General features: G+C 58.1%; 17 protein-coding genes. 3 read left to right on the forward strand and 14 right to left on the reverse strand.

Translation table 11 applies throughout. From position 1 onward, the window contains the following. Positions 1–74: 74 nt before the first annotated feature. Entirely contained in the window at positions 75–1,340 is a 1,266-nt protein-coding gene (locus ACTJKZ_RS19380; protein WP_440829955.1) for a DUF3748 domain-containing protein, read from the forward strand. Here the strand turns inward: ACTJKZ_RS19380 and ACTJKZ_RS19385 are convergent. Further along, positions 1,309–1,683, reverse strand: coding sequence for a YceK/YidQ family lipoprotein (locus tag ACTJKZ_RS19385; protein WP_285088450.1), 375 nt, complete (start codon positions 1,681–1,683; stop codon positions 1,309–1,311). The genes ACTJKZ_RS19380 and ACTJKZ_RS19385 overlap by 32 nt on opposite strands. Before the next feature lie 290 nt (positions 1,684–1,973). Here ACTJKZ_RS19385 and ibpA point away from each other — a divergent pair, with 290 nt between their 5' ends. Further along, positions 1,974–2,390: a small heat shock chaperone IbpA gene (gene ibpA, locus ACTJKZ_RS19390; RefSeq protein ID WP_010258920.1), complete on the forward strand. Its 417-nt coding sequence runs from the start codon at positions 1,974–1,976 to the stop codon at positions 2,388–2,390. Between the two features lie 345 nt (positions 2,391–2,735). Here ibpA and ACTJKZ_RS19395 read toward each other — a convergent pair whose 3' ends face one another. From ACTJKZ_RS19395 to ACTJKZ_RS19420, 6 genes are read right to left on the reverse strand one after another with little or no spacing between them, the layout of a single operon-like run. Continuing rightward, positions 2,736–3,647, reverse strand: coding sequence for an EamA family transporter (locus ACTJKZ_RS19395; RefSeq protein WP_161733236.1), 912 nt, complete (start codon positions 3,645–3,647; stop codon positions 2,736–2,738). 21 nt (positions 3,648–3,668) lie between these two features. After that, a complete protein-coding gene (locus ACTJKZ_RS19400) occupies positions 3,669–4,169 on the reverse strand; it encodes a YbaK/EbsC family protein (protein ID WP_253420600.1) in 501 nt (166 codons plus the stop codon). A 41-nt stretch (positions 4,170–4,210) separates the two neighbouring features. Continuing rightward, positions 4,211–5,011 (reverse strand): 2OG-Fe(II)-dependent halogenase WelO5 family protein, encoded by an 801-nt coding sequence (locus tag ACTJKZ_RS19405; protein ID WP_440829956.1) that lies wholly within the window; start codon positions 5,009–5,011, stop codon positions 4,211–4,213. 5 nt (positions 5,012–5,016) lie between these two features. Then, complete coding sequence (locus tag ACTJKZ_RS19410; protein ID WP_161733242.1) at positions 5,017–5,724, reverse strand: class II glutamine amidotransferase; 708 nt, start codon at positions 5,722–5,724, stop codon at positions 5,017–5,019. Further along, the gene (locus ACTJKZ_RS19415) at positions 5,712–6,986 is read right to left on the reverse strand and encodes an ATP-grasp domain-containing protein (RefSeq protein WP_161733244.1); all 1,275 of its coding nucleotides are present in this window, start codon (positions 6,984–6,986) and stop codon (positions 5,712–5,714) included. The genes ACTJKZ_RS19410 and ACTJKZ_RS19415 overlap by 13 nt, the downstream gene beginning before the upstream one ends. Before the next feature lie 17 nt (positions 6,987–7,003). Beyond that, positions 7,004–8,470: a hypothetical protein gene (locus ACTJKZ_RS19420; RefSeq protein ID WP_440829957.1), complete on the reverse strand. Its 1,467-nt coding sequence runs from the start codon at positions 8,468–8,470 to the stop codon at positions 7,004–7,006. Positions 8,471–8,638: 168 nt separating this feature from the next. Here ACTJKZ_RS19420 and ACTJKZ_RS19425 point away from each other — a divergent pair, with 168 nt between their 5' ends. Further along, positions 8,639–10,099 (forward strand): aminotransferase-like domain-containing protein, encoded by a 1,461-nt coding sequence (locus ACTJKZ_RS19425; RefSeq protein WP_222924798.1) that lies wholly within the window; start codon positions 8,639–8,641, stop codon positions 10,097–10,099. Here ACTJKZ_RS19425 and ACTJKZ_RS19430 read toward each other — a convergent pair. From ACTJKZ_RS19430 to ACTJKZ_RS19460, 7 genes are all read right to left on the reverse strand, one after another. Continuing rightward, positions 10,096–11,346 carry a valine--pyruvate transaminase gene (locus tag ACTJKZ_RS19430; RefSeq protein WP_440829958.1) on the reverse strand — a complete coding sequence of 417 codons (1,251 nt, stop codon included), beginning with the start codon at positions 11,344–11,346 and terminating at the stop codon, positions 10,096–10,098. The genes ACTJKZ_RS19425 and ACTJKZ_RS19430 overlap by 4 nt on opposite strands. An 80-nt stretch (positions 11,347–11,426) precedes the next feature. Further along, complete coding sequence (gene ghrB, locus ACTJKZ_RS19435; RefSeq protein ID WP_260059638.1) at positions 11,427–12,401, reverse strand: glyoxylate/hydroxypyruvate reductase GhrB; 975 nt, start codon at positions 12,399–12,401, stop codon at positions 11,427–11,429. A 212-nt stretch (positions 12,402–12,613) separates the two neighbouring features. Then, a complete protein-coding gene (locus ACTJKZ_RS19440) occupies positions 12,614–13,894 on the reverse strand; it encodes an MFS transporter (RefSeq protein ID WP_150014500.1) in 1,281 nt (426 codons plus the stop codon). Positions 13,895–13,926: 32 nt separating this feature from the next. Further along, positions 13,927–14,886 carry a sugar kinase gene (locus ACTJKZ_RS19445; RefSeq protein WP_440829959.1) on the reverse strand — a complete coding sequence of 320 codons (960 nt, stop codon included), beginning with the start codon at positions 14,884–14,886 and terminating at the stop codon, positions 13,927–13,929. A gap of 9 nt (positions 14,887–14,895) precedes the next feature. Then, on the reverse strand, positions 14,896–15,645 hold the full coding sequence (locus tag ACTJKZ_RS19450; RefSeq protein WP_440829960.1) for a sugar phosphate isomerase/epimerase family protein: 750 nt from the start codon (positions 15,643–15,645) through the stop codon (positions 14,896–14,898). Positions 15,646–15,784: 139 nt separating this feature from the next. Continuing rightward, positions 15,785–16,810: a LacI family DNA-binding transcriptional regulator gene (locus ACTJKZ_RS19455; protein ID WP_440829961.1), complete on the reverse strand. Its 1,026-nt coding sequence runs from the start codon at positions 16,808–16,810 to the stop codon at positions 15,785–15,787. A gap of 65 nt (positions 16,811–16,875) precedes the next feature. After that, positions 16,876–17,859, reverse strand: a complete 984-nt coding sequence (locus ACTJKZ_RS19460; protein WP_440829962.1) for a LacI family DNA-binding transcriptional regulator — start codon at positions 17,857–17,859, stop codon at positions 16,876–16,878. Between the last annotated feature and the right edge of the window lie 90 nt (positions 17,860–17,949).

A 17,949-nucleotide genomic window follows, 5' to 3' on the forward strand; every position in this document is an offset into this window, starting at 1 on the left:
ATCCGGCAAAAAAGCGGTACCGCAAAACGGAATCGCGTACGTTGTCGGGCAACGCTTTCTCCCTGGGTTTCATCATGTCAGAAAAACAGATCACCTTTGCTGACCGTCAGCACCAGCTCACCAATATCAATGTCTGGACGGCCGACAGCCAGTGGCTGGCGTTTGACGTCCGGCCCTCGGGCGCGTCCTTTACCAGCCAGACCATTGAGCGGGTCAATGTGCTGACCAGTGACGTTGAGGTGCTCTATCAGGCCCGGGACGGAGCGCATGTCGGGGTCGTGACGGTCAGTCCCGATCTGCCCCCGCGCTACGTCTGCATTCATGGCCCGGAACATCCCGATGCCAGCTGGCAGTATGACTTCCACCACCGGCGCGGTGTGATTGTTGAGAACGGCGCGGCGGTGAATCTGGATGCCTGCGATATCACGCCGCCCTTTACCCCTGGCGCGCTGCGCGGCGGCTCGCATGTGCATGTCTTCAGCCCCGACGGTTCACGCCTCAGTTTTACCTATAATGACCACGTGATGCACGAGCGGGACAGCCGTCTCGATCTGCGCAATGTCGGTATCGCGGTGCCGCTGCGTGCTGTGAAGCCTGAAAAGCAGCATCCGCGTGAATATGACGGTACCTTTTTCTGCCTGCTGGTGAGCCAGACGCATGCGGAACCCGAGCCGGGCAGTGACCAGATCAATCGTGCTTATGAGGAGTGCTGGGTCGGTGAGCGTGGCTATCAGAAACCGGACGGCCGCTGGCAGCGCTGGGCCATCGCTTTTATTGGCGACACGCTGACGGCGCAGGGCGAGAAGTGTCCTGAAGTCTTCATTGTTGATCTGCCTGACGAACTGGAAGATTACGCTCGCGCCGGAGAGAGGCCGCTGGAGGGCACCAGCACACAGTTACCGGCGCCACCGGCTGGCGTGCAGCAGCGTCGCCTGACGCACAGTCGTGGCGTGGCGCTGCAACCGCGCCACTGGCTGCGTAGTGCGCCCGATGGCAGCCAGATTGCGTTTCTGATGGCGGATGCGGACGCGGTGATCCAGCTCTGGTCGGTCTCTCCCAACGGCGGCGAGCCACGTCAGCTCACCCGACTCAGCCATAGCATTCAGTCCGCCTTTAGCTGGCATCCTGACGGCCAGTCAATCGCCTTTATCTGCGATAACAGTGTGATGCGATGTGACGTTGAGAGCGGCGCATGTCAGCGTCTGACGCACAGAACGGAAGACGCGCCATCAGGTGACGCGGTGGTCTGGTCACCTGACGGGTCACAGATTGCTTTTATGCGTGAGGTGAATGGCTGGCGGCAGCTCTTTACAGTTGCGGTTGCGGCTGTGACCGCATAGGTGGCATAGGCTGTGCCTGCGCCAAGCTTTCGTTAGTATGCGCCAGCCTTTCGCTCTGCAGGATGCGTTCACGTGGGGAGTCGAGAGATTTGTCTTTATCGCTACGGTAGTAGTCCCACGGCAGCAGCAGCGTATCCAGCACGGCAGAGAAAGGAAGATCGATTAACGCGAGTGGCTTCAGCGCCCAGCTGGTATCACCATCAGTCAGCATGTCGGCGCTGGCACGGGTACCGGGATAATAGCCCTGACTCGCACCGGTATGAGACATCACACTGGAACAGCCTGTTGTTGCCATAGCGCAGCACACCATTCCAGCCAGAGGTAAGGTCTTCATCAATTTCATCATCATCATCCCTTCAGCCATGGCATAAGCCTGGCTGAGTTGGCTTGCCAGACAACGTCAACACTCTGGGGCGAAGTCCGTCTGCGTCTGGCAAAAGTAGTTCTGAGTGTATGTCATTTCCGCAATTTGGCGAAAAAAATTGCATATCGCCCTCTTGAAAATCGTTTTGTGACACCCATTTTTAGTTTACGGACGCACTCACCGTCGCCGCAAGGGACAGTGGGGTGCCGTATCCAGCCTGTCCAGTAGTGGAAGGTTGCCAAAACTTGCTGAATTTCAGGAGTCTTAATATGCGTAATTTTGATCTCACCCCACTTTATCGCTCTGCTATCGGTTTTGATCGCCTGTTTAACCTGCTCGAATCTAATCAGAATCAGAGCAATGGCGGCTATCCTCCTTATAACGTTGAACTGGTCGATGAAAATCACTATCGCATAACCATTGCGGTGGCCGGTTTTGCTCAGAGCGAACTGGATATCACGGCGCACGATAACGTGCTGATCGTGCGGGGTGCCCATCCTGAAGAGCAGACCGAGCGTAAATACCTGTATCAGGGTATCGCCGAGCGTAACTTTGAGCGTAAATTCCAGCTCGCCGACCACATTGTGGTGCGCGATGCCCGTCTCGAAAATGGTCTGCTGAGCATCGATCTTGAACGACTGGTGCCGGAAGAGGCGAAACCACGCCGTATTGAGATTCTGAAGTAACCATGAAAAACGCCGCATTAGCGGCGTTTTTCGTTTTTGATGTCAGTGGGTGCACAGGCTCAGAGAGCATACGCCTTTCGCAAAGACGCAAAAGCGCCATCCATGGCGGCTCAGCGCGGTCGATTACGCACCTCATCCCTAAGGTGCGCCCGTAAACGGGCCAACGCTTTGCGTTGTTCAAAAACGCTCCCGGCGTTTTTGTCCCTGGCCCGCGATGCTTTGCTACAGGCGTATGCTCCCATCGCCTGGAATTTATGAGCTGCCTGAAAAAAAGAGCAGCACCAGCGCTGTTTTGCGCCCTGAGCTATAACGCTTACAAAGGCCGCGTCAGCGAAGATTTTTAACTTACGGCTGCGTTCGCATCGCCAGACGCTGACCCAGTACGCCCCCAAACACATTCACCAGCAGTCCCAGAATAATCACCACCGCACCCAGCATCTGCTGACCAGAGAGGTGCTCATCCAGCACCAGCGCGGCGGTAATAATCCCCACCACCGGTACCAGCAGCGACAGCGGCGCGACGCGCCAGGTTTCATAGCGACTCAGTAAATTCCCCCAGATAGCGTAACCGACAATGGTGGCGACAAACGCCAGGTAGAACAGCGCCAGCATGGTCTGCAGGCCGATGTGCAGCAGGCTATTAACGATGGCGGCCTGCCCCTCAAACAGCAGCGAACAGGCAAAGAACGGAATGACCGGCACCAGCGCACTCCAGACGACCAGCGACATAATCGGCACACTGCGGTTCCGCATAATAATCTTATTGGTGATATTCCCCAGCCCCCATGACAGCGCCGCCGACAGCGTCAGCATCATGGTGGTCAGCGTAATCCCGGCGCTGGTCTGCCCTTCCATCCCCGCCGTCGCCAGCAAAAACATCCCCAGCGTGGCGATGATAATCCCGACGATATGATTCCAGCGCAGCTTCTCCGCCAGCAGCAGCGCACCCAGCAACAGGGTAAAGAACGCCTGCGCCTGCAGCACCAGCGACGCCAGACCGGCCGGCATGCCGAGCTTGATCGCCAGAAACAGAAACGCAAACTGACCAAAACTGATGGTCATACCGTAAACCACCAGCCAGCGTAGCGGGATCGGCGGGCGACGCACAAAGAAAATAGCGGGAAAGGCGACCAGGGCGAAACGCAGTCCGGCCAGCAAAAAAGGCGGCATGCCCTGCAACCCGAGCTTAATCACCACAAAATTCACGCCCCACGCCACCACTACGCACAGCGCTAACAGCATATCTTTTACCGACATCTGAAACTCCTTGAGCCACCGTCAGGCGGTGATCGCAATCGGGGAAGCGATATCAGCACAACAGTCTTCACCCACGATGCGAAAATAATCGTCTGCAGCCAGCGCGATCGATTTATCCAGCTCACCCGCGTTAAACCATAATGTGCCGACCTGTTGCAGCCGGGTATCAACCCGCAGCGCCAGCCGGTCATCAAAACTAAACGGCGGCACTGCACCCATCACACAGTCGGTCAGTGCCTGCGCCAGGTCAGGCGCGGCGAACGAGGATTTTTTGCCGCCGATGGCGCGCGCCGCGCTTTTGAAATTGATGCGGCAGTCGCCCGGCACAATCGCCAGCAGCTGTCGCGAGGGCGCACCGTCCGGCATGCTCACCTCCAGCACCATCGCTTTGGCCGCCTGACCCAGCGCGTTGCCGCGGATCTGGCTGATCTGATCGGTCTGCCCTACCGCCTCATGCTCCACCACACGGTAGCTGGCCTGATGCTGATCCAGCAGCGCAGTAATTTTTTCAAACGTTGTCATTCCCTTCTCCTCTTCTGGCACAACTTCTGGCATAACCCGGCTTAGCTCCAGGCGATAGCGTGTTTCATCTTTTTATCGGTCAGCCCGAAAAAGAACCCCATGGTGATGCGGGTATCACCTTCAACCCGGTCGATCTCATGATAAAAAGCGGGATTAAACAGATAGATATCACCACTGCGTGGTGAAAATTCACAGATCTCGCTGTTTTCAATCACGCCACTGCGGTAGCCCAGCTCACCGGCGGTTTTGAACTGCTCATCCTCCGGTGTCCACTTTTTGTTGTAGATACGCAGCGCGCCACCCGCGTTGCACTCCTGCAGGCAGACCACGCAGCTGAGCTGATGCAGGATTTGCGTCACCACCAGCGAGTTCTTTGCGGCGTCGCGCACGATATTGTCGTTATGCAGCGGGTTCGCGACGCCATCGGCGTGAAAGCGCACGATAGAACCGGCGTAGTCACCACAACCCGGTTCGTGGGCGATGTTTAGACTGTCCAGCCGCAGCGCATGCTGCACCCACTCGTAAATCTGTTCGCGCAGCTGGTTAAGCGAGGGCGGCAACGCCGGCTGGATATCACGCAGCTCGGTAAAATAGTTATCGGGATACGCCGTATGGCGCGCCAGATAAGGGCCCAGCGTGGTCAGTGCGCCATTCGGATAGTGAGAGACACGGATCTTTTCCCGGCAGTGTTGCAGGTCAGCCACTACCGTTTCCCGCACCTCTGGCGTCAGGAAATTGCGCAGCACCAGCAGCGGTACCCGTGCGGTAACAATGTCATCCAGCCAGGTCGATTCCACAAACATGTTGGGATTAATCACGCGGAACTGATTGAAAATAGCCATGTTTATCACTCCCTAAACGATATTTCATAGAGTTCATGATTGTTCATTCGCCGCCAGTTACCGGCGCTGCCTGGTATTGCCACGGGTTCAGAGGCGATCAGCGTGCAACCGTCCTGTTGCCTAAAATGCATCGTAAAATAGTCAGGGAAAGGGGTGTCGTGCGGGTACCACTGCCACGCCCAGGCTTTGTCGCGGGTGACGAAGATGGCATTGCCTGCGCTGCCGCCTGGCTCAACCTGAGCCATCTTTGCGCGCAGATAGTCGCGGGTGAAATCGGCGGGCGTAGTCTGATCCACCAGGTAGCGCAGATATTCTTCGGAATCGAAACGTGACTCCGCCAGGCCAAGCTGGCGGTAAATTGTTGGCAGAAAGCCGTTATGCATCATGTACCACTGATGTCCGGCGCTGTGACGCCACAGCGGATGCGAAAATTCGATCCCCTGATTTTTATTCAGCGTGGCGTGACGCACATGCACCGCCAGAAAGCGGCTGCGCAGGCGATCCACATCAATACCTGGCAGAGCATCGGCGAACGGGCCGGTGCCGTGCAGGGTTCGAATCTCGCCCTCTTCCAGCCACAGACAGCCCCAGCCGTTGGGATGTGATTTGATCGGGCCATCGTGTTCGGCGCCTTCACCGCAGCTCATGGCACGCGCTGCCTCTAAAATCTGTGCGCTGTCGAACTGGCCATGCGCCAGAATCATCCTGCACATACTTTGTCTCTCCCTGCGATGACGGATTGCGCGGCAATCACCTGCTGAAACGTAGTCATAATGGGTTCGCGCGCAGAGGCCGTCAGGCTGAACGTTGCCAGAATGCCTGCGTGGCGGGTCAGATCGGCATAGAGCGAGGATCGGGGTGAAACCTGTAATGCTGGCAATCTGAGTGGTGGCAACAGCGCACCCTGCTGATGCTGATCGATCCAGCGTTCAGCCGCCTGCAACTGCGCCGGTTGCCGTAACCGCAGCTGGCCGACCGCACCGGGTGTGGTGAAGGTAAAGGCAGGCAGTGCGCCGCCCGCTTCCAGCCGGAAGGTGACCTCCGCCCAGTTGATGCCTGTCGTCGCCTGCACCAGCGTCGCCACGCCCATGCCGGAGAGCCGGAATCCCATCTCCAGGAAATGCGGCACGCCATTCACCACAATGAAATCGATGTGAAACGCGCCCTGACGATAGCCAAAGGTTTCGCAGCAGAAGGTCATCAGGCTGCTGAACGAGGCTGGCAAGGCCGCTGCCGCCACCGCCACATGCCCCGACTCATAAAAGCTGACGCAACCTTCGCTATCGCGGTGCTGCTCTATCACCTTCTGGCAGCAGGTCAGCGCCAGGGGATGCCCCTGATGCACCACGCCCTGCAATGAAAACTCCTCGCCGATCAGCGCACTTTCCACAATGAAGCCGCTGAAGCCGCGCCCGCCATAGTTCATGGTCTGTATCAGCTGTGTTACCACGCTGTACAGCTGATCGGCGCGCTCAATCAGCCAGATACCCAGCCCGCCGCCGCCATCCACCGGCTTCACGACGCAGGGATAGATCAGCGCCTGTGCCGCATCCAGAATGCTGAGCGGCGAGGCAAAAAAGCGGAACTCCGGCTGCGGGAAGCGCGGCCAGGCTTTTTTCAGCGCCATGCGCTGCGCATATTTATCCAGCGGAATAAAGGCAGCGGGTGCGTCAGGTCCGGCCAGCATCTCGCGCAGCCGTCCGGCGCTGGCGTTGTAGGCTTCAAAGCCCGCCAGCACCACCAGCGGATGCGCCAGCAAACCGGCGTGCAGATAAGCCTGCATGACCTCCCACGGATTCTCAGGACGGTCAAGGCGGATGATCAGATCAAACGGCAGCGCCAGGCTTAACGACTGGTAATCGACAAAATCGCCCATTTCCGCCAGTACGGTGAAATAGCCATCGCGTTTTGCCACCTCACAGTAGGGGTTCTGGCCATCGCGGGTGGCACCAATTTGCAGAAAAATCTTTTTCATCGCCTCGCCTTACCGGGTTAACGCCCGGAAATGATTTCTGTCACGATGTCATTCAGTACACCGTTATTGACCTGAATCACCGCTTTATGGGGATCGAAACGCAGTACGCGCGACAGCGGATCGCGGCTTTTGCCCTCAAGCAGCGAACTGACCGGCTTACTCTGCCAGCAGTGCCGCATCTGCTTCAGCGTCAGGCCGGAGAGCTGCGTTAACTGCTGTGCCAGCGCGAGATCCTCACTGCGCTGCTCAAGCAGGTCGCGAATGGCTGTTTCATCCAGCGCAATCTGCTGCTGCGACAGCCACTGTCCGAGCTGCTCTCCCTGCGCCAGGAAGGGCGAGTAGATCATGCAGATCAGCTGATCTTCACTAAGATCAAACGCCTGCAGGGCGAAGTCCGCCGCACGCTGCCGCTGCTGGTGGATGGCGTCGTCATCCTGATAACGTGCCGCCATCTCATCAATCAGCTGTGGCGGAAAATCTTTCTTCACCATCAGCCCCAGCGCAAAGCGCACATATTCACGGATCCCTTCGGCATAGTTACGCTGCAACAGCGTTTCCGCCCGCAGTCCGCGCAGGTGAGCCATCAGCGTCGGATTACCGCAGTCGGACTCAGAAAAGCTGAACATCAGTTCATCAAAACGGAAACGCATAAATTCGCTGAGCAGCGCCCAGTGCGCGCCCGCTTCATAGGCGGTGTCCTGATAGATGTTGAAAAATAGCGGATCGCGCGCCAGCTGGTGGGTAATGCGGTGTGCGGGTGTCAGTTGATCGGCACCGTAAACGTCAGAGAAGTAGCGCTCAGCCACGCCGTCCAGCGTCTGGAGAAAGCCACTGAAGCCGCGACTTTTATTGGCGACGTGCGCATCAAACAGCCGTGAAAGGTGCCGCGCCCAGGCAACGTAGGCAGCCTGCTCCTGCGGCGAGTCGCCGGTGATAATCAGATCCACGCCGCCATTGTAGTCAGCCGCCAGGCCAAAGGAGTTCACCATGCTGAGATTACAGGCGTTGCAGAAGGTCGAGCGCCCATCAGCGCGAAAGCGGTGTCCATTCATCAGCACATCATGGCGGTTCTGCTGCCGCACGCTCTCCGGCATCGGCAGGTCGCGGGCAAACGGCCGGATCAGCATGCCATCCACCACCAGACATTCCGCCCGTTCATCGTCGTGCATCGCCAGCGCCTGATAAACGCGGTGGATATTCTCCATCACGCTCTGATTCATCGCCGCGTGGCGGTTGGTACTGACCCGAAGAGAGAACGTGCTGCCCTGCTGCTGCCAGATCAGGCCCTGAATGTATCGCACGTAAGCCACCATGTAGCTGCTGTCTTTTCCGCCGCCATAGGCGAGCAGCACACGGTTGTTCTCCAGTTGCAGCTTATCCGGTAACACCGCAAGCAGGCGGGCGGAGCAGCGCTGAGCCGACTCCATGATCGCGGGCGACAGATAGGCTTCAATCTCCTTCATCATGGTGGGCAGATTATTCATTTCTCGCATTTCCCTCACGTGAACAGAATCGCTTTATGGCCTGAAGCCCGGTGGCTGGCGGGGTCGCCGTGCCGTTCAGCATCATGAATAATTAAGAGATGCAGCCTAAAGTACTTTGAATGTACTCTGTTGAATATGCACAGATCAGCGCGATATGGGGTGGAACAGATGGCCGATGTTGTCGGGGAACAGGAGAGTCAGAGCAGTCGTTACCGCCAGATAGCAGAACAGATCAAGCAGGCCATTCACGCCGGTTCGCTGGCTCCCGACAGCCGTCTGCCGTCGGTGCGGACGCTGGCGACGCAGTACAATGTCAGCCTCACCACCGCCCTGAAAACACTGCGCACGCTGGAAGATGAGCGTTACGCCGTCGCCCGCCCTAAATCGGGCTTTTTTGTTGCCTCGCAACGCCCCGCTTCGCGTCAGTTGCCCGCTGTCAGCGAACAGCCGCGCGCCATCGCGCCGCTGGATGAGCAGACAGAACTGCATCTGGCGATGCTCGGCTCAGACTGCCGGGTGCGCCTCGATCTGGCTAACGGTGACAGCGCGCTCTATCCGGTCAAACGCATCGGTCTGCTGATGCGCCAGATGGGTTACAGCAAACCAGCCCTGCTCGGCAATACGGTCAAGGGCACCGGCTATGCGCCGCTGAAAACGGAGATTGCCCGCCGCGCGGTCGATTACGGCTGCAATATCAGCGCCGACGATATCCTGATCACCAACGGCTGCATCGAGGCAATCTCGCTGTCGCTGCGCGCCACCACCCAGCCGGGGGATGTGGTTGCAGTAGAGTCACCCTGCTATTTCGTGCTGCTGCAGATGCTGCATAACCTCAATTTACGGGTAATTGAAGTGGAAGCCGGGACAGAAGGGTATGTGAATGTGGCGAAGCTGACCGGCCTGTTTAAGCGCAAGGCGGTGCGGGTCTTTCTTACCCTGTGCAACGTCAATAATCCGCTGGGCAAGAGCATTCCCAACGAGCATAAAGCCTATATTGCGCGGCAGGCGGATGAAAACGATGTGGTGATCATCGAGGATGATATTTTTGGCGATACCGCCTTTGGTGAGCGTCGTCCCTTCCCGATGCGCGCCTTCAGCCCCAACGCCATTCTCTGCAGCGGCTTCTCTAAAACCGTGGCTCCGGGCATTCGCATTGGCTGGGTTCACAGCGTCAATTACATGCGCAAAATCGCCTCACTGAAATATACCTCTACGATGGGCACCTCAGTGCTGTCACAGGCGGCAGTAGCGGAGCTGCTACGCAACGGCGGCTACGATGCTCACCTGCGCAAGCTGCGGCGCGAACTGGCGCGGCAAATCCGCGAAATGCGTCAGTCGGTGCTACGGGAATTTCCGGCAGGCACGCGGGTGTCCGATCCGGAAGGAGGCTATGTGCTGTGGGTGGAAATGCCACGAGCGGCGCTGAACGTGCGCGAGCTGTTTCTGAAAGCGCGCAATGCGGGCATCGGGATTGCGCCGGGCCACATTTTTGCCACCGATCAGCGTTACGATCACTGTTTCCGGCTGAATGCCGGTTTCGGCTGGAATGCGGAGGTGGAACAGGCGATTCAGCAGCTGGCACAGTGGTGCCAGCTGTCGTTAACCGATTCACAGGAAGAGCAGGATTAACTGTCGCGCCAGGCGATCTCAACCTCTTCCGCCAGAATCTGCACTGCCCGCTCGATGTTCTCTGCATCCGGCACGTAGTTCATCCGCATACATTGATGGGTATGCGGCCATGCCAGTTCCAGTCCCGGGAAGAAGAAGTGGCCCGGCACCATCAGTACGCCACGCGCTTTAAGCCGCTGATAAAGCAATTCAGTGGTGATTGGCAGATCGCGGAACCAGAGCCAGAGGAAAATCGCCCCTTCCGGCTTGTGGATCAGGCAGCGCTCTTCCGGCAGATAGCGCCGCAGGATCGCGATGGTCTGCTGCACCTTCTGCTGATAGAACGGCTTAATCACCTCTTCGGAGAGCCGCAACAGATCGCCGCGACGGATCATTTCATTGGCGATGGCCGGACCGATGCTGCCTGGCGCCAGGCTGATGATGCCGTTCATGTTGCTCAGCGCAGTAATGGTCTTCTCATCCGCGATAATAATGCCGCAACGTGCACCCGGCAGGCCGAGCTTCGACAGGCTCATGCAGAGAATGATGTTGGGATTCCACAGCGGGCGCACCTCACTGAAGATGATACCGGGAAACGGCACGCCATAGGCGTTGTCGATCAACAGCGGAACGTCATGCTGCTGTGCCAGCGCATCGAGCTGCATCAGCTCATCATCAGTGATCACATTGCCGGTGGGGTTGGTCGGGCGCGAGACGCAGATTAACCCGACATCATCGTTCATCGGCAGATGCTCGAAATCGACATGATATTTAAACTGACCTTCCGGCAGCAGCTCAATGTTCGGCTTCGCCGAGACAAACAGATCCTCTTCCAGACCGGCATCCGCATAGCCAAGATACTCAGGCGCCAGTGGGAACAGTACCCGCTTTTTGCTGCCATCGGCCCGGCGACCAGCGTACAGATTAAACAGATAGAAGAAGGCGCTCTGGCTGCCGTTAGTCAGCGCGATGTTCTCTGCGGTAATCGGCCAGCCGAGCTGTTCACTCAGCAGTCCCGCCAGTGACGCCAGCAGCGTCGCTTTGCCACGCGGACCGTCATAATTGCACAGCGCCTCGCTGAGTTTGCCCTCCTCATGCATCTGCTGCAGCAGTTGCTGAAAATAGTCGTTCATGGCCGGAATTTGCGCCGGATTGCCGCCACCCAGCATGATGGTGCCAGGCGTGCGCAGGCCCGCGCCCATATCTTCCATCAGACGTGAGATGCCGGAATGTTGGGTAAATTTGTCGCCGAACTGAGAAAAGGACATAACGGTTAAATATTTGTGATAGCGAATCGGGGGTTCACCATAACGCCCGCCGATGGCGGGCGCAATCGAAAGGCGAGGGATTACTTCAGTGCCTGCGGGTTCACGCAGTTTTTCTCAACGCTGCCGCCGAGTGCGGCAATGAGATTTTCTACCGCATCCTGCATCATGCCGTAACGGGTTTCGTGCGTGGCGGAACCGATGTGCGGCAGCGTCACCACGTTGGGCAGCGACAGCAGCGGAGAGTCGGCTGAGACCGGTTCCTGCTCAAACACATCCAGCCCGGCAGCGTACAGCCTGCCCGCCTGCAATGCGGCGATGAGCGCCTGCTCATCCACCACCGGCCCGCGACCGGCGTTGATCAGCACCGCATCCGGCTTCATCAGTTCCAGTTCGGCGGCGCCGATCAGATGATGCGTCTCTTCGGTCAGCGGCAGGCTGATGCAGACGAAATCACTCTGCTTCAGCAATGCTTCCAGTTCACAGCGCTGCGCGCCAAAGCGTGACTGCGCCTCTTCATGTTCGCGGCGGGCGTTGTAGAGGATTTTCATGCCGAAGCCAAAGTGCGCGCGCTGCGCCAGCGCCATCCCGATACGTCCCATGCCGAGAATACCCAGCGTTTTATGGTGCACGTCGATGCCGAACTGCGCCGGTCCGATGCTCTTCTGCCAGTTGCCCGCTTTAACCCAGGTATCCAGTTCCGGCACCCGGCGCGCCGTGCTCAGCACCAGCGCCATCATGGTGTCCGCCACGGTTTCGGTCAGCACGGTTGGCGTGTGCATCAGCACCACGTGACGCTGATTCAGTGCATCAACATCGAAATTGTCATAGCCCACAGAAACACTGGAGCAGACGCGCAGATTGGGCATTTTCGCCAGCAGCTCGCCATTCACCTTACCCCCCGATCCCAGCAGCCCTTCTGCCTGCTGAAACACCGCAGCATGCTGCTGCTGGCTTTCCGGCGAGAGATCGCTGATTTCCGTCACGTCACACTGTTCAGACAGGCGTGCATAGAGATCGTCAGGTAGTTTTTTATAAAGAATTACAGCGGGTTTCATTCGGTGGCTCCCGGTCAATAAGTTGCGGGCGGCTTGCAGGCCGCCCGAAGAAACAGAGATTAACGATTACGCTTTTAGTTTGCTGACGCCAGGGCCATGGGCGCTGATACCGGTAGCAAAGCATCGCGGGCCAGGGATGGCGGTTTGCGTCTTTGCGGACGGTGTCAGTGCCCTGAGCCAAAGCGGGTCAACAATCTCTAGCGTTTACGCTTTCAGGCCGGTTTGGCACCCTGCAGCGGCGGCGCTTTGTTCTGCGCCGGTTTCACAATCAGCGTCAGCCACACCGAAACCAGCAGGGCCGATCCCATAAAGATGTAGGACGCGGACGGGCTGCCGGTGGCTCCATTAAGATAGCCGACAATCCATGAACCGATGAACGACCCCAGCGCACCCATGCTGTTGATCAGCGCCATCGCACCCCCGGCGACATTACGTGGCAGCATCTCAGGAATAATGGCGAAGAACGGTCCGTAAGGCGCATACATCGCGGCACCGGCAATCACTAACAGGGTGTAGGACATCCAGAAATTCGTTGATCCCACCAGATAAGAGCCGAGGAACGCCAGCGCGCCAATCAGCAGCAGCGGCCAGACGAACAGCTTACGATTCTGGGTTTTGTCCGACGCCCAGGAGACCACCACCATCGCAATGGTCGCCGCCAGATACGGCACCGCTGAGAGCCAGCCTGCTTCTACCATGCCCATCTGCGTACCGTTGCGCAGAATCGACGGCAGCCACAGCACAAAGCCATACACGCCGATGCTCCAGGCAAAGTACTGCAGGCAGAGAAGGATGACGTTGCGGTTACGGAACGCTTCGCCGTAGTTACGCACCGCTTTGATGTTTTCCTGCTCTTTCTGCAGTTCAGCCTGCAATGCCGCTTTCTCGGCATCGCTCATCCAGCGCGCCTGTGCCGGTTTATCCTGCACCAGGAACCACCAGGCAATCGCCCAGACCACCGCCGGAATGCCTTCGAAGATAAACATCTCACGCCAGCCAAAGGATTCAATCAGATAGCCCGACACCACCGACATCCACAGCACCGTGACCGGATTACCCAGGATCAGGAAGGTGTTGGCGCGCGAACGTTCCGATTTGGTGAACCAGTTGCTGATGTAGATCAGCATTGCAGGCATCACGGCGGCCTCCACGACGCCCAGAACAAAGCGAATCGCGGCCAGCATCGGAATGTTGCTGACCACGCCGGTCAGCGAGGCACAGCCGCCCCACAGGATCAAACAGACGAAAATCAGTTTTTTGACGCTGCGACGCTCGGCGTAAATCGCCCCCGGAATCTGAAAGAAGAAGTAACCCAGGAAGAACAGCGCACCCAGCAGCGAGGACATGCCTTTGGTGATGCCGAGATCGTCATTAATCCCGGCAGCAGAAGCGAAGCTAAAATTTGCACGATCGAGATACGCCAGGCTGTAGGTGATAAACACGATGGGCATGATGAACCACCAGCGTTTTGGCGCGATTGTCTGCTTTTTCATCGGGAACTCCTGTGACTGTAGAGGGGCGCGAACTACACGTCGCCCAGTTGCTGACGCGTCGGCAGACCTTCGCTGTCACCAATGACCTGAATTGCCATCGAACCAATCTTGTTACCGCGGCGAATCGCCTGCGGCAGCGACTGACCTTCCAGCAGCGCGCTGATAACGCCAACGGCAAAGCCATCACCGGCACCCACGGTATCCACCACGTTATCGACCTTGATCGCCGCAACCTGGCCCTGTTCGCCCTGCGCGGTTTTATACCAGGCACCGTCACAACCGGTTTTAATCACGACGGCTTTCACCCCCCTGTCGAGATAGAAATCCGCGATCGCTTCTGGCTGACGATAACCGGTCAGAATCAGCCCCTCTTTTTCGCCCGGCAGTACCCAGTCGGCATACTCCGCCAGCAGATTGAGCTGCTTACGCATCTCCTCTTCGCTGCGCCACAGCACCGGCCGAAGATTCGGGTCAAACGAGATGGTTTTGCCGCGCGAACGCATCTCTTTGGCGGTGTGCTTCAGCAGGTCTAATGAGCTTTCTGACAGCGCTGCCGCCACACCGCTGAGGTGCAGATGGCGCGCCGCGCCGAAATAGTCCGCGTCAAAATCATCGACCGACAGATGGCTGGCAGCCGAGCCTTTACGGAAATATTCCACCAGCGGATCGGAACCGTCATCGACTTTGGATTTGAGCTGAAATCCGGTGGGATAGCGCTTATCGACCGTCACACAGCCGTGATCGATACCCTCTTTTTCCAGTTGCTGGCAGATAAACCGGCCAAAAGCGTCATCGCCGATACGACTGACCCAGCCCACTTTCAGGCCAAGACGTGCCAGGCCGGTCGCCACATTGAGTTCTGCACCCGCCGCGCGTTTAACAAAGGTCTCTGCTGCAGCCAGATCGCCGGTCTCGCGGGCGATAAACATTGCCATCGCCTCGCCGATGGTGACAACATCAAGTGGACCGTTGTGATGATTAGTGTGCGTCATATCTGTTCCTTACACGTTACGCAGCAGCAACACGTAGTGGCGCGTCACCGCAGTCAGATCGTCGCCTTCCAGCGGAAATTCAATACCGCGCGGCGCGCGGGCGGGCAGCTGTTGCAGCAGCGTGCGCCAGTGGTCATCAGCCTCATCCAGCGCAATCGCCCGGAAGCTATCCTGATGCGGCACGGCGGCTTTAACATGCACATAGCCCACCTGCGCGGCCAGCTGCGTCGCTGCCTGATCGGCATCCTCGCCGGTCCAGCACCAGTTACCCATATCAAAGGTCATGCTAATGGGCAGATCGGCTTCGCGCACCGCCGTGAAAAACGCGACGGACGGTGCCAGTCGGCCATGTTCGGTCTGGTCGTTTTCCACGGTCAGTTGAAACGGCAGATCCGCCAGCAGCGCCTGCAACGTTTCGCGAGGCAGCGCACTCGTAAAGTCTCCCAGCGCCACTTTCAGCCGCTGAGCGTTTAGCTGGCGTGCCTCTTCAACGTAGTGGGTTATGCGTGGATTGATTTCGCCGCCGTCACAAAACAGCGTATCCGGCACTGAATAGCTGGCATGCAGCTGATGCTCCGCTATCGCCCTGGCCAGCGCCGGCAGATCGGCCAGCGCCGCATCATCAAGCAGTTCGCGGCGGATTTCGACCCCGTCAGCACCCGCCTGCCGGATGACTGGCAGCAGCGCAGCCTGACCGCCGAGTGCGGCGATCTGCGTGTGGCCATAAGCGGCGGTCACCACGATAATGTCAGGTTTCATGTTCTACTCCATGGCAGAGGTCTGCCCATAACGAATAGAAAAACCCTAAATGGAACCGGTTCCAAAGCAAAGCAGCAAACTGTGAAATTATGATCGTGCTCACGAAGCGAGCATGTAAACAGAAGGTTAAATCTGAAATTCAGCCCAGAGGCTGGCTGGAGCCACGAACGATCAGTTCACCCGAGAAGACCTGCTCCGCAACAGGCAGTTCACTGCCCTCGATGCGCGCAATCAATCGCTCCAGCGCACTGAAACCAATCTGCCAGGTCGGCTGTTTCAGCGTGGTAATGCCGACACCCGCCAGCGCCGCCCACTCCAGTTCATCAAAACCGAGCAGGCCAATATCGCGACCCCAGTGCAGATTGAGCCGCTGCAGCGATCGCGCCACCTGCAGCGTCAGCGCGCCGTTGGCCACCATCACTGCGCAGCGTTTGCCGCTGTGACGCTGCTGGAAGGCCAGAAGCGCCTGATCCAGTGCGGCAGGCTGGTGCAGCGGCACTTCTGCATTTTCATGCTCAACCTGCGGATGCGCCGCCAGCAGCTGGCGGAAAGCCTGCAGACGCTCGCGGCGCGTATTCACGCTGCCCAGGGGCTCGCTGAGAAACAGCAGCGCCTCATAGCCATTCTCGACCAGATGCCGTGTTGCCGTTTCGGCCGCTTCGGCATTGTTCAGGCCCACTACATCGCAGGGAAAATCGGGAATTTTGCGGTCAATCAGCACCATCGGCAGCAGGGATTGTTGCAGATGGCTGAGCACCTCTTCACGCATGCCGACCGCATTAACCACGATGCCCTCAACCTGATAGCTGCTCAGCAGTTGCAGATAGTGCTGCTCCAGATCCACTTCGTTGTTGGTGTTACACATCAACAGCGTGAAGCCCTGCTCCCGGCACGCAGCTTCAATGCCGCTCATCACATCGACGGAATAAGGATTAGTAATGTCGGCGATAATCAGCCCGATCAGGCGGGTACGTCCGCGCTTCAGGCCGCGCGCCATCTGACTCGGACGGTAGCTGAGATCCGCAATGGCCTGTTCAATCCGCGCTTTTAAGTCGGCAGAGAGCAGATGCAGCTCGCCATTGAGATAGCGTGAAACGCTGGTTTTACCGGTTCGTGCCGCGTGAGCAACATCGCTGATGGTGGCGCGAGGCGGCCTGATTTTCATGAGATATCCTGCGAAATAAGAAACCCGGCAGAGACTAGCACAAGCGAAGCCCGGCGCAAAAAGTGCTAGGCCGGTAATTGCAGCCAGGGTTGCCACAGGGTCTGTAACGTTTCCGGCGGTTCGCCATTGATCAGCCTGATAACCATGTCAGCCACCTGTTCACCCGCCTGATGCGGCGTTGCCTGGCAAATCGCAGCAATGGGATGATCGAGAATCGCATCACGCGGTAATCCTTCCCAGCCTGCAAGCAGAATGGCGTCTTCGCCCGTAGCCCGACCAGCCTGCTGCAGCGCCAGGGCTGCGCCTTCAGCCAGCGCAGCGCAGTCGGTGATAATCACTTCCGGCGCGGGGTCCTCTGCCAGCCACTCACGCGTCTGGTGATAACCTGCACGGCGCGACGGTGCGACTGCCGCCATCGCATAAGGCGCAACGTCACCCAGCGCCGTCAGATAACCCTGACGCCGGTCACGTACCCGCGTGCTGTTTTCATTGCTGCCGAGCCAGGCTATCCGCTGCCGTCCCTGCGCCAGCGACCAGCCCACCGCCAGTTGTGAACCGGCAAGGTGATCAACATCAAACCAGGCATAGGTGGCTGGCAGATCGCTGCGGCCCAGCGCCAGAAAGCGAAAACTGGTCTGCATTAGCGCATTCAGTCGGCTGTCATCTGGCGTGGTATGGCCGACGATCAGGGCATCGGCGGCCCCACTGCGCAGCAGGCGCGTCAGGGTTGAGTGACTCTGCTGCTGTTTATCCGCCAGCAACAGCAGGTTAATTTCATGCCGGGCAAGATGATGATCCAGTGCCAGCAGCATATCGCTGAAGTCGCTACCACTCAGCGAAGATTCAATGACCGGATAAACGAGCCCTACTGCATTAGCACGGCCGGTTTTCAGCCGCCGGGCCGCCGCATTAGGTCGGTAGCCGCGCCGCTGCGCTTCCTCTTCAATGCGTTTACGCGTCTCCTGAGCGACATCCTGATAACCATTAAGGGCGCGGCTGACAGTCGTAACGGAAAGACCTAAAACTGCAGCGATGGCTTTAAGAGACATGGGGCAAATCCACTGATCAATTTTTGATCAGACTACCATAAGGCCTCTGCTGGCTCTATCCGCAGACACATTACTGGTGCTTTTAACGTG

Source organism: Pantoea sp. 22096, from assembly GCF_052045955.1.
Taxonomy (GTDB): domain Bacteria; phylum Pseudomonadota; class Gammaproteobacteria; order Enterobacterales; family Enterobacteriaceae; genus Pantoea; species Pantoea alfalfae.

Coding starts and splice junctions, on each gene's coding strand:
- ACTJKZ_RS19460 (WP_440829962.1), bottom strand. CDS start 17,859: ATGTCTCTTAAAGCCATCGCTGCAGTTTTAGGTCTTTCCGTTACGACT.
- ACTJKZ_RS19455 (WP_440829961.1), bottom strand. CDS start 16,810: ATGAAAATCAGGCCGCCTCGCGCCACCATCAGCGATGTTGCTCACGCG.
- ACTJKZ_RS19430 (WP_440829958.1), bottom strand. CDS start 11,346: ATGTCCTTTTCTCAGTTCGGCGACAAATTTACCCAACATTCCGGCATC.
- ACTJKZ_RS19395 (WP_161733236.1), bottom strand. CDS start 3,647: ATGTCGGTAAAAGATATGCTGTTAGCGCTGTGCGTAGTGGTGGCGTGG.
- ACTJKZ_RS19380 (WP_440829955.1), top strand. CDS start 75: ATGTCAGAAAAACAGATCACCTTTGCTGACCGTCAGCACCAGCTCACC.
- ACTJKZ_RS19410 (WP_161733242.1), bottom strand. CDS start 5,724: ATGTGCAGGATGATTCTGGCGCATGGCCAGTTCGACAGCGCACAGATT.
- ACTJKZ_RS19415 (WP_161733244.1), bottom strand. CDS start 6,986: ATGAAAAAGATTTTTCTGCAAATTGGTGCCACCCGCGATGGCCAGAAC.
- ACTJKZ_RS19445 (WP_440829959.1), bottom strand. CDS start 14,886: ATGACGCACACTAATCATCACAACGGTCCACTTGATGTTGTCACCATC.
- ACTJKZ_RS19420 (WP_440829957.1), bottom strand. CDS start 8,470: ATGAATAATCTGCCCACCATGATGAAGGAGATTGAAGCCTATCTGTCG.
- ghrB (WP_260059638.1), bottom strand. CDS start 12,401: ATGAAACCCGCTGTAATTCTTTATAAAAAACTACCTGACGATCTCTAT.
- ACTJKZ_RS19400 (WP_253420600.1), bottom strand. CDS start 4,169: ATGACAACGTTTGAAAAAATTACTGCGCTGCTGGATCAGCATCAGGCC.
- ACTJKZ_RS19425 (WP_222924798.1), top strand. CDS start 8,639: ATGGCCGATGTTGTCGGGGAACAGGAGAGTCAGAGCAGTCGTTACCGC.
- ACTJKZ_RS19385 (WP_285088450.1), bottom strand. CDS start 1,683: ATGAAATTGATGAAGACCTTACCTCTGGCTGGAATGGTGTGCTGCGCT.
- ACTJKZ_RS19450 (WP_440829960.1), bottom strand. CDS start 15,645: ATGAAACCTGACATTATCGTGGTGACCGCCGCTTATGGCCACACGCAG.
- ACTJKZ_RS19440 (WP_150014500.1), bottom strand. CDS start 13,894: ATGAAAAAGCAGACAATCGCGCCAAAACGCTGGTGGTTCATCATGCCC.
- ibpA (WP_010258920.1), top strand. CDS start 1,974: ATGCGTAATTTTGATCTCACCCCACTTTATCGCTCTGCTATCGGTTTT.
- ACTJKZ_RS19405 (WP_440829956.1), bottom strand. CDS start 5,011: ATGGCTATTTTCAATCAGTTCCGCGTGATTAATCCCAACATGTTTGTG.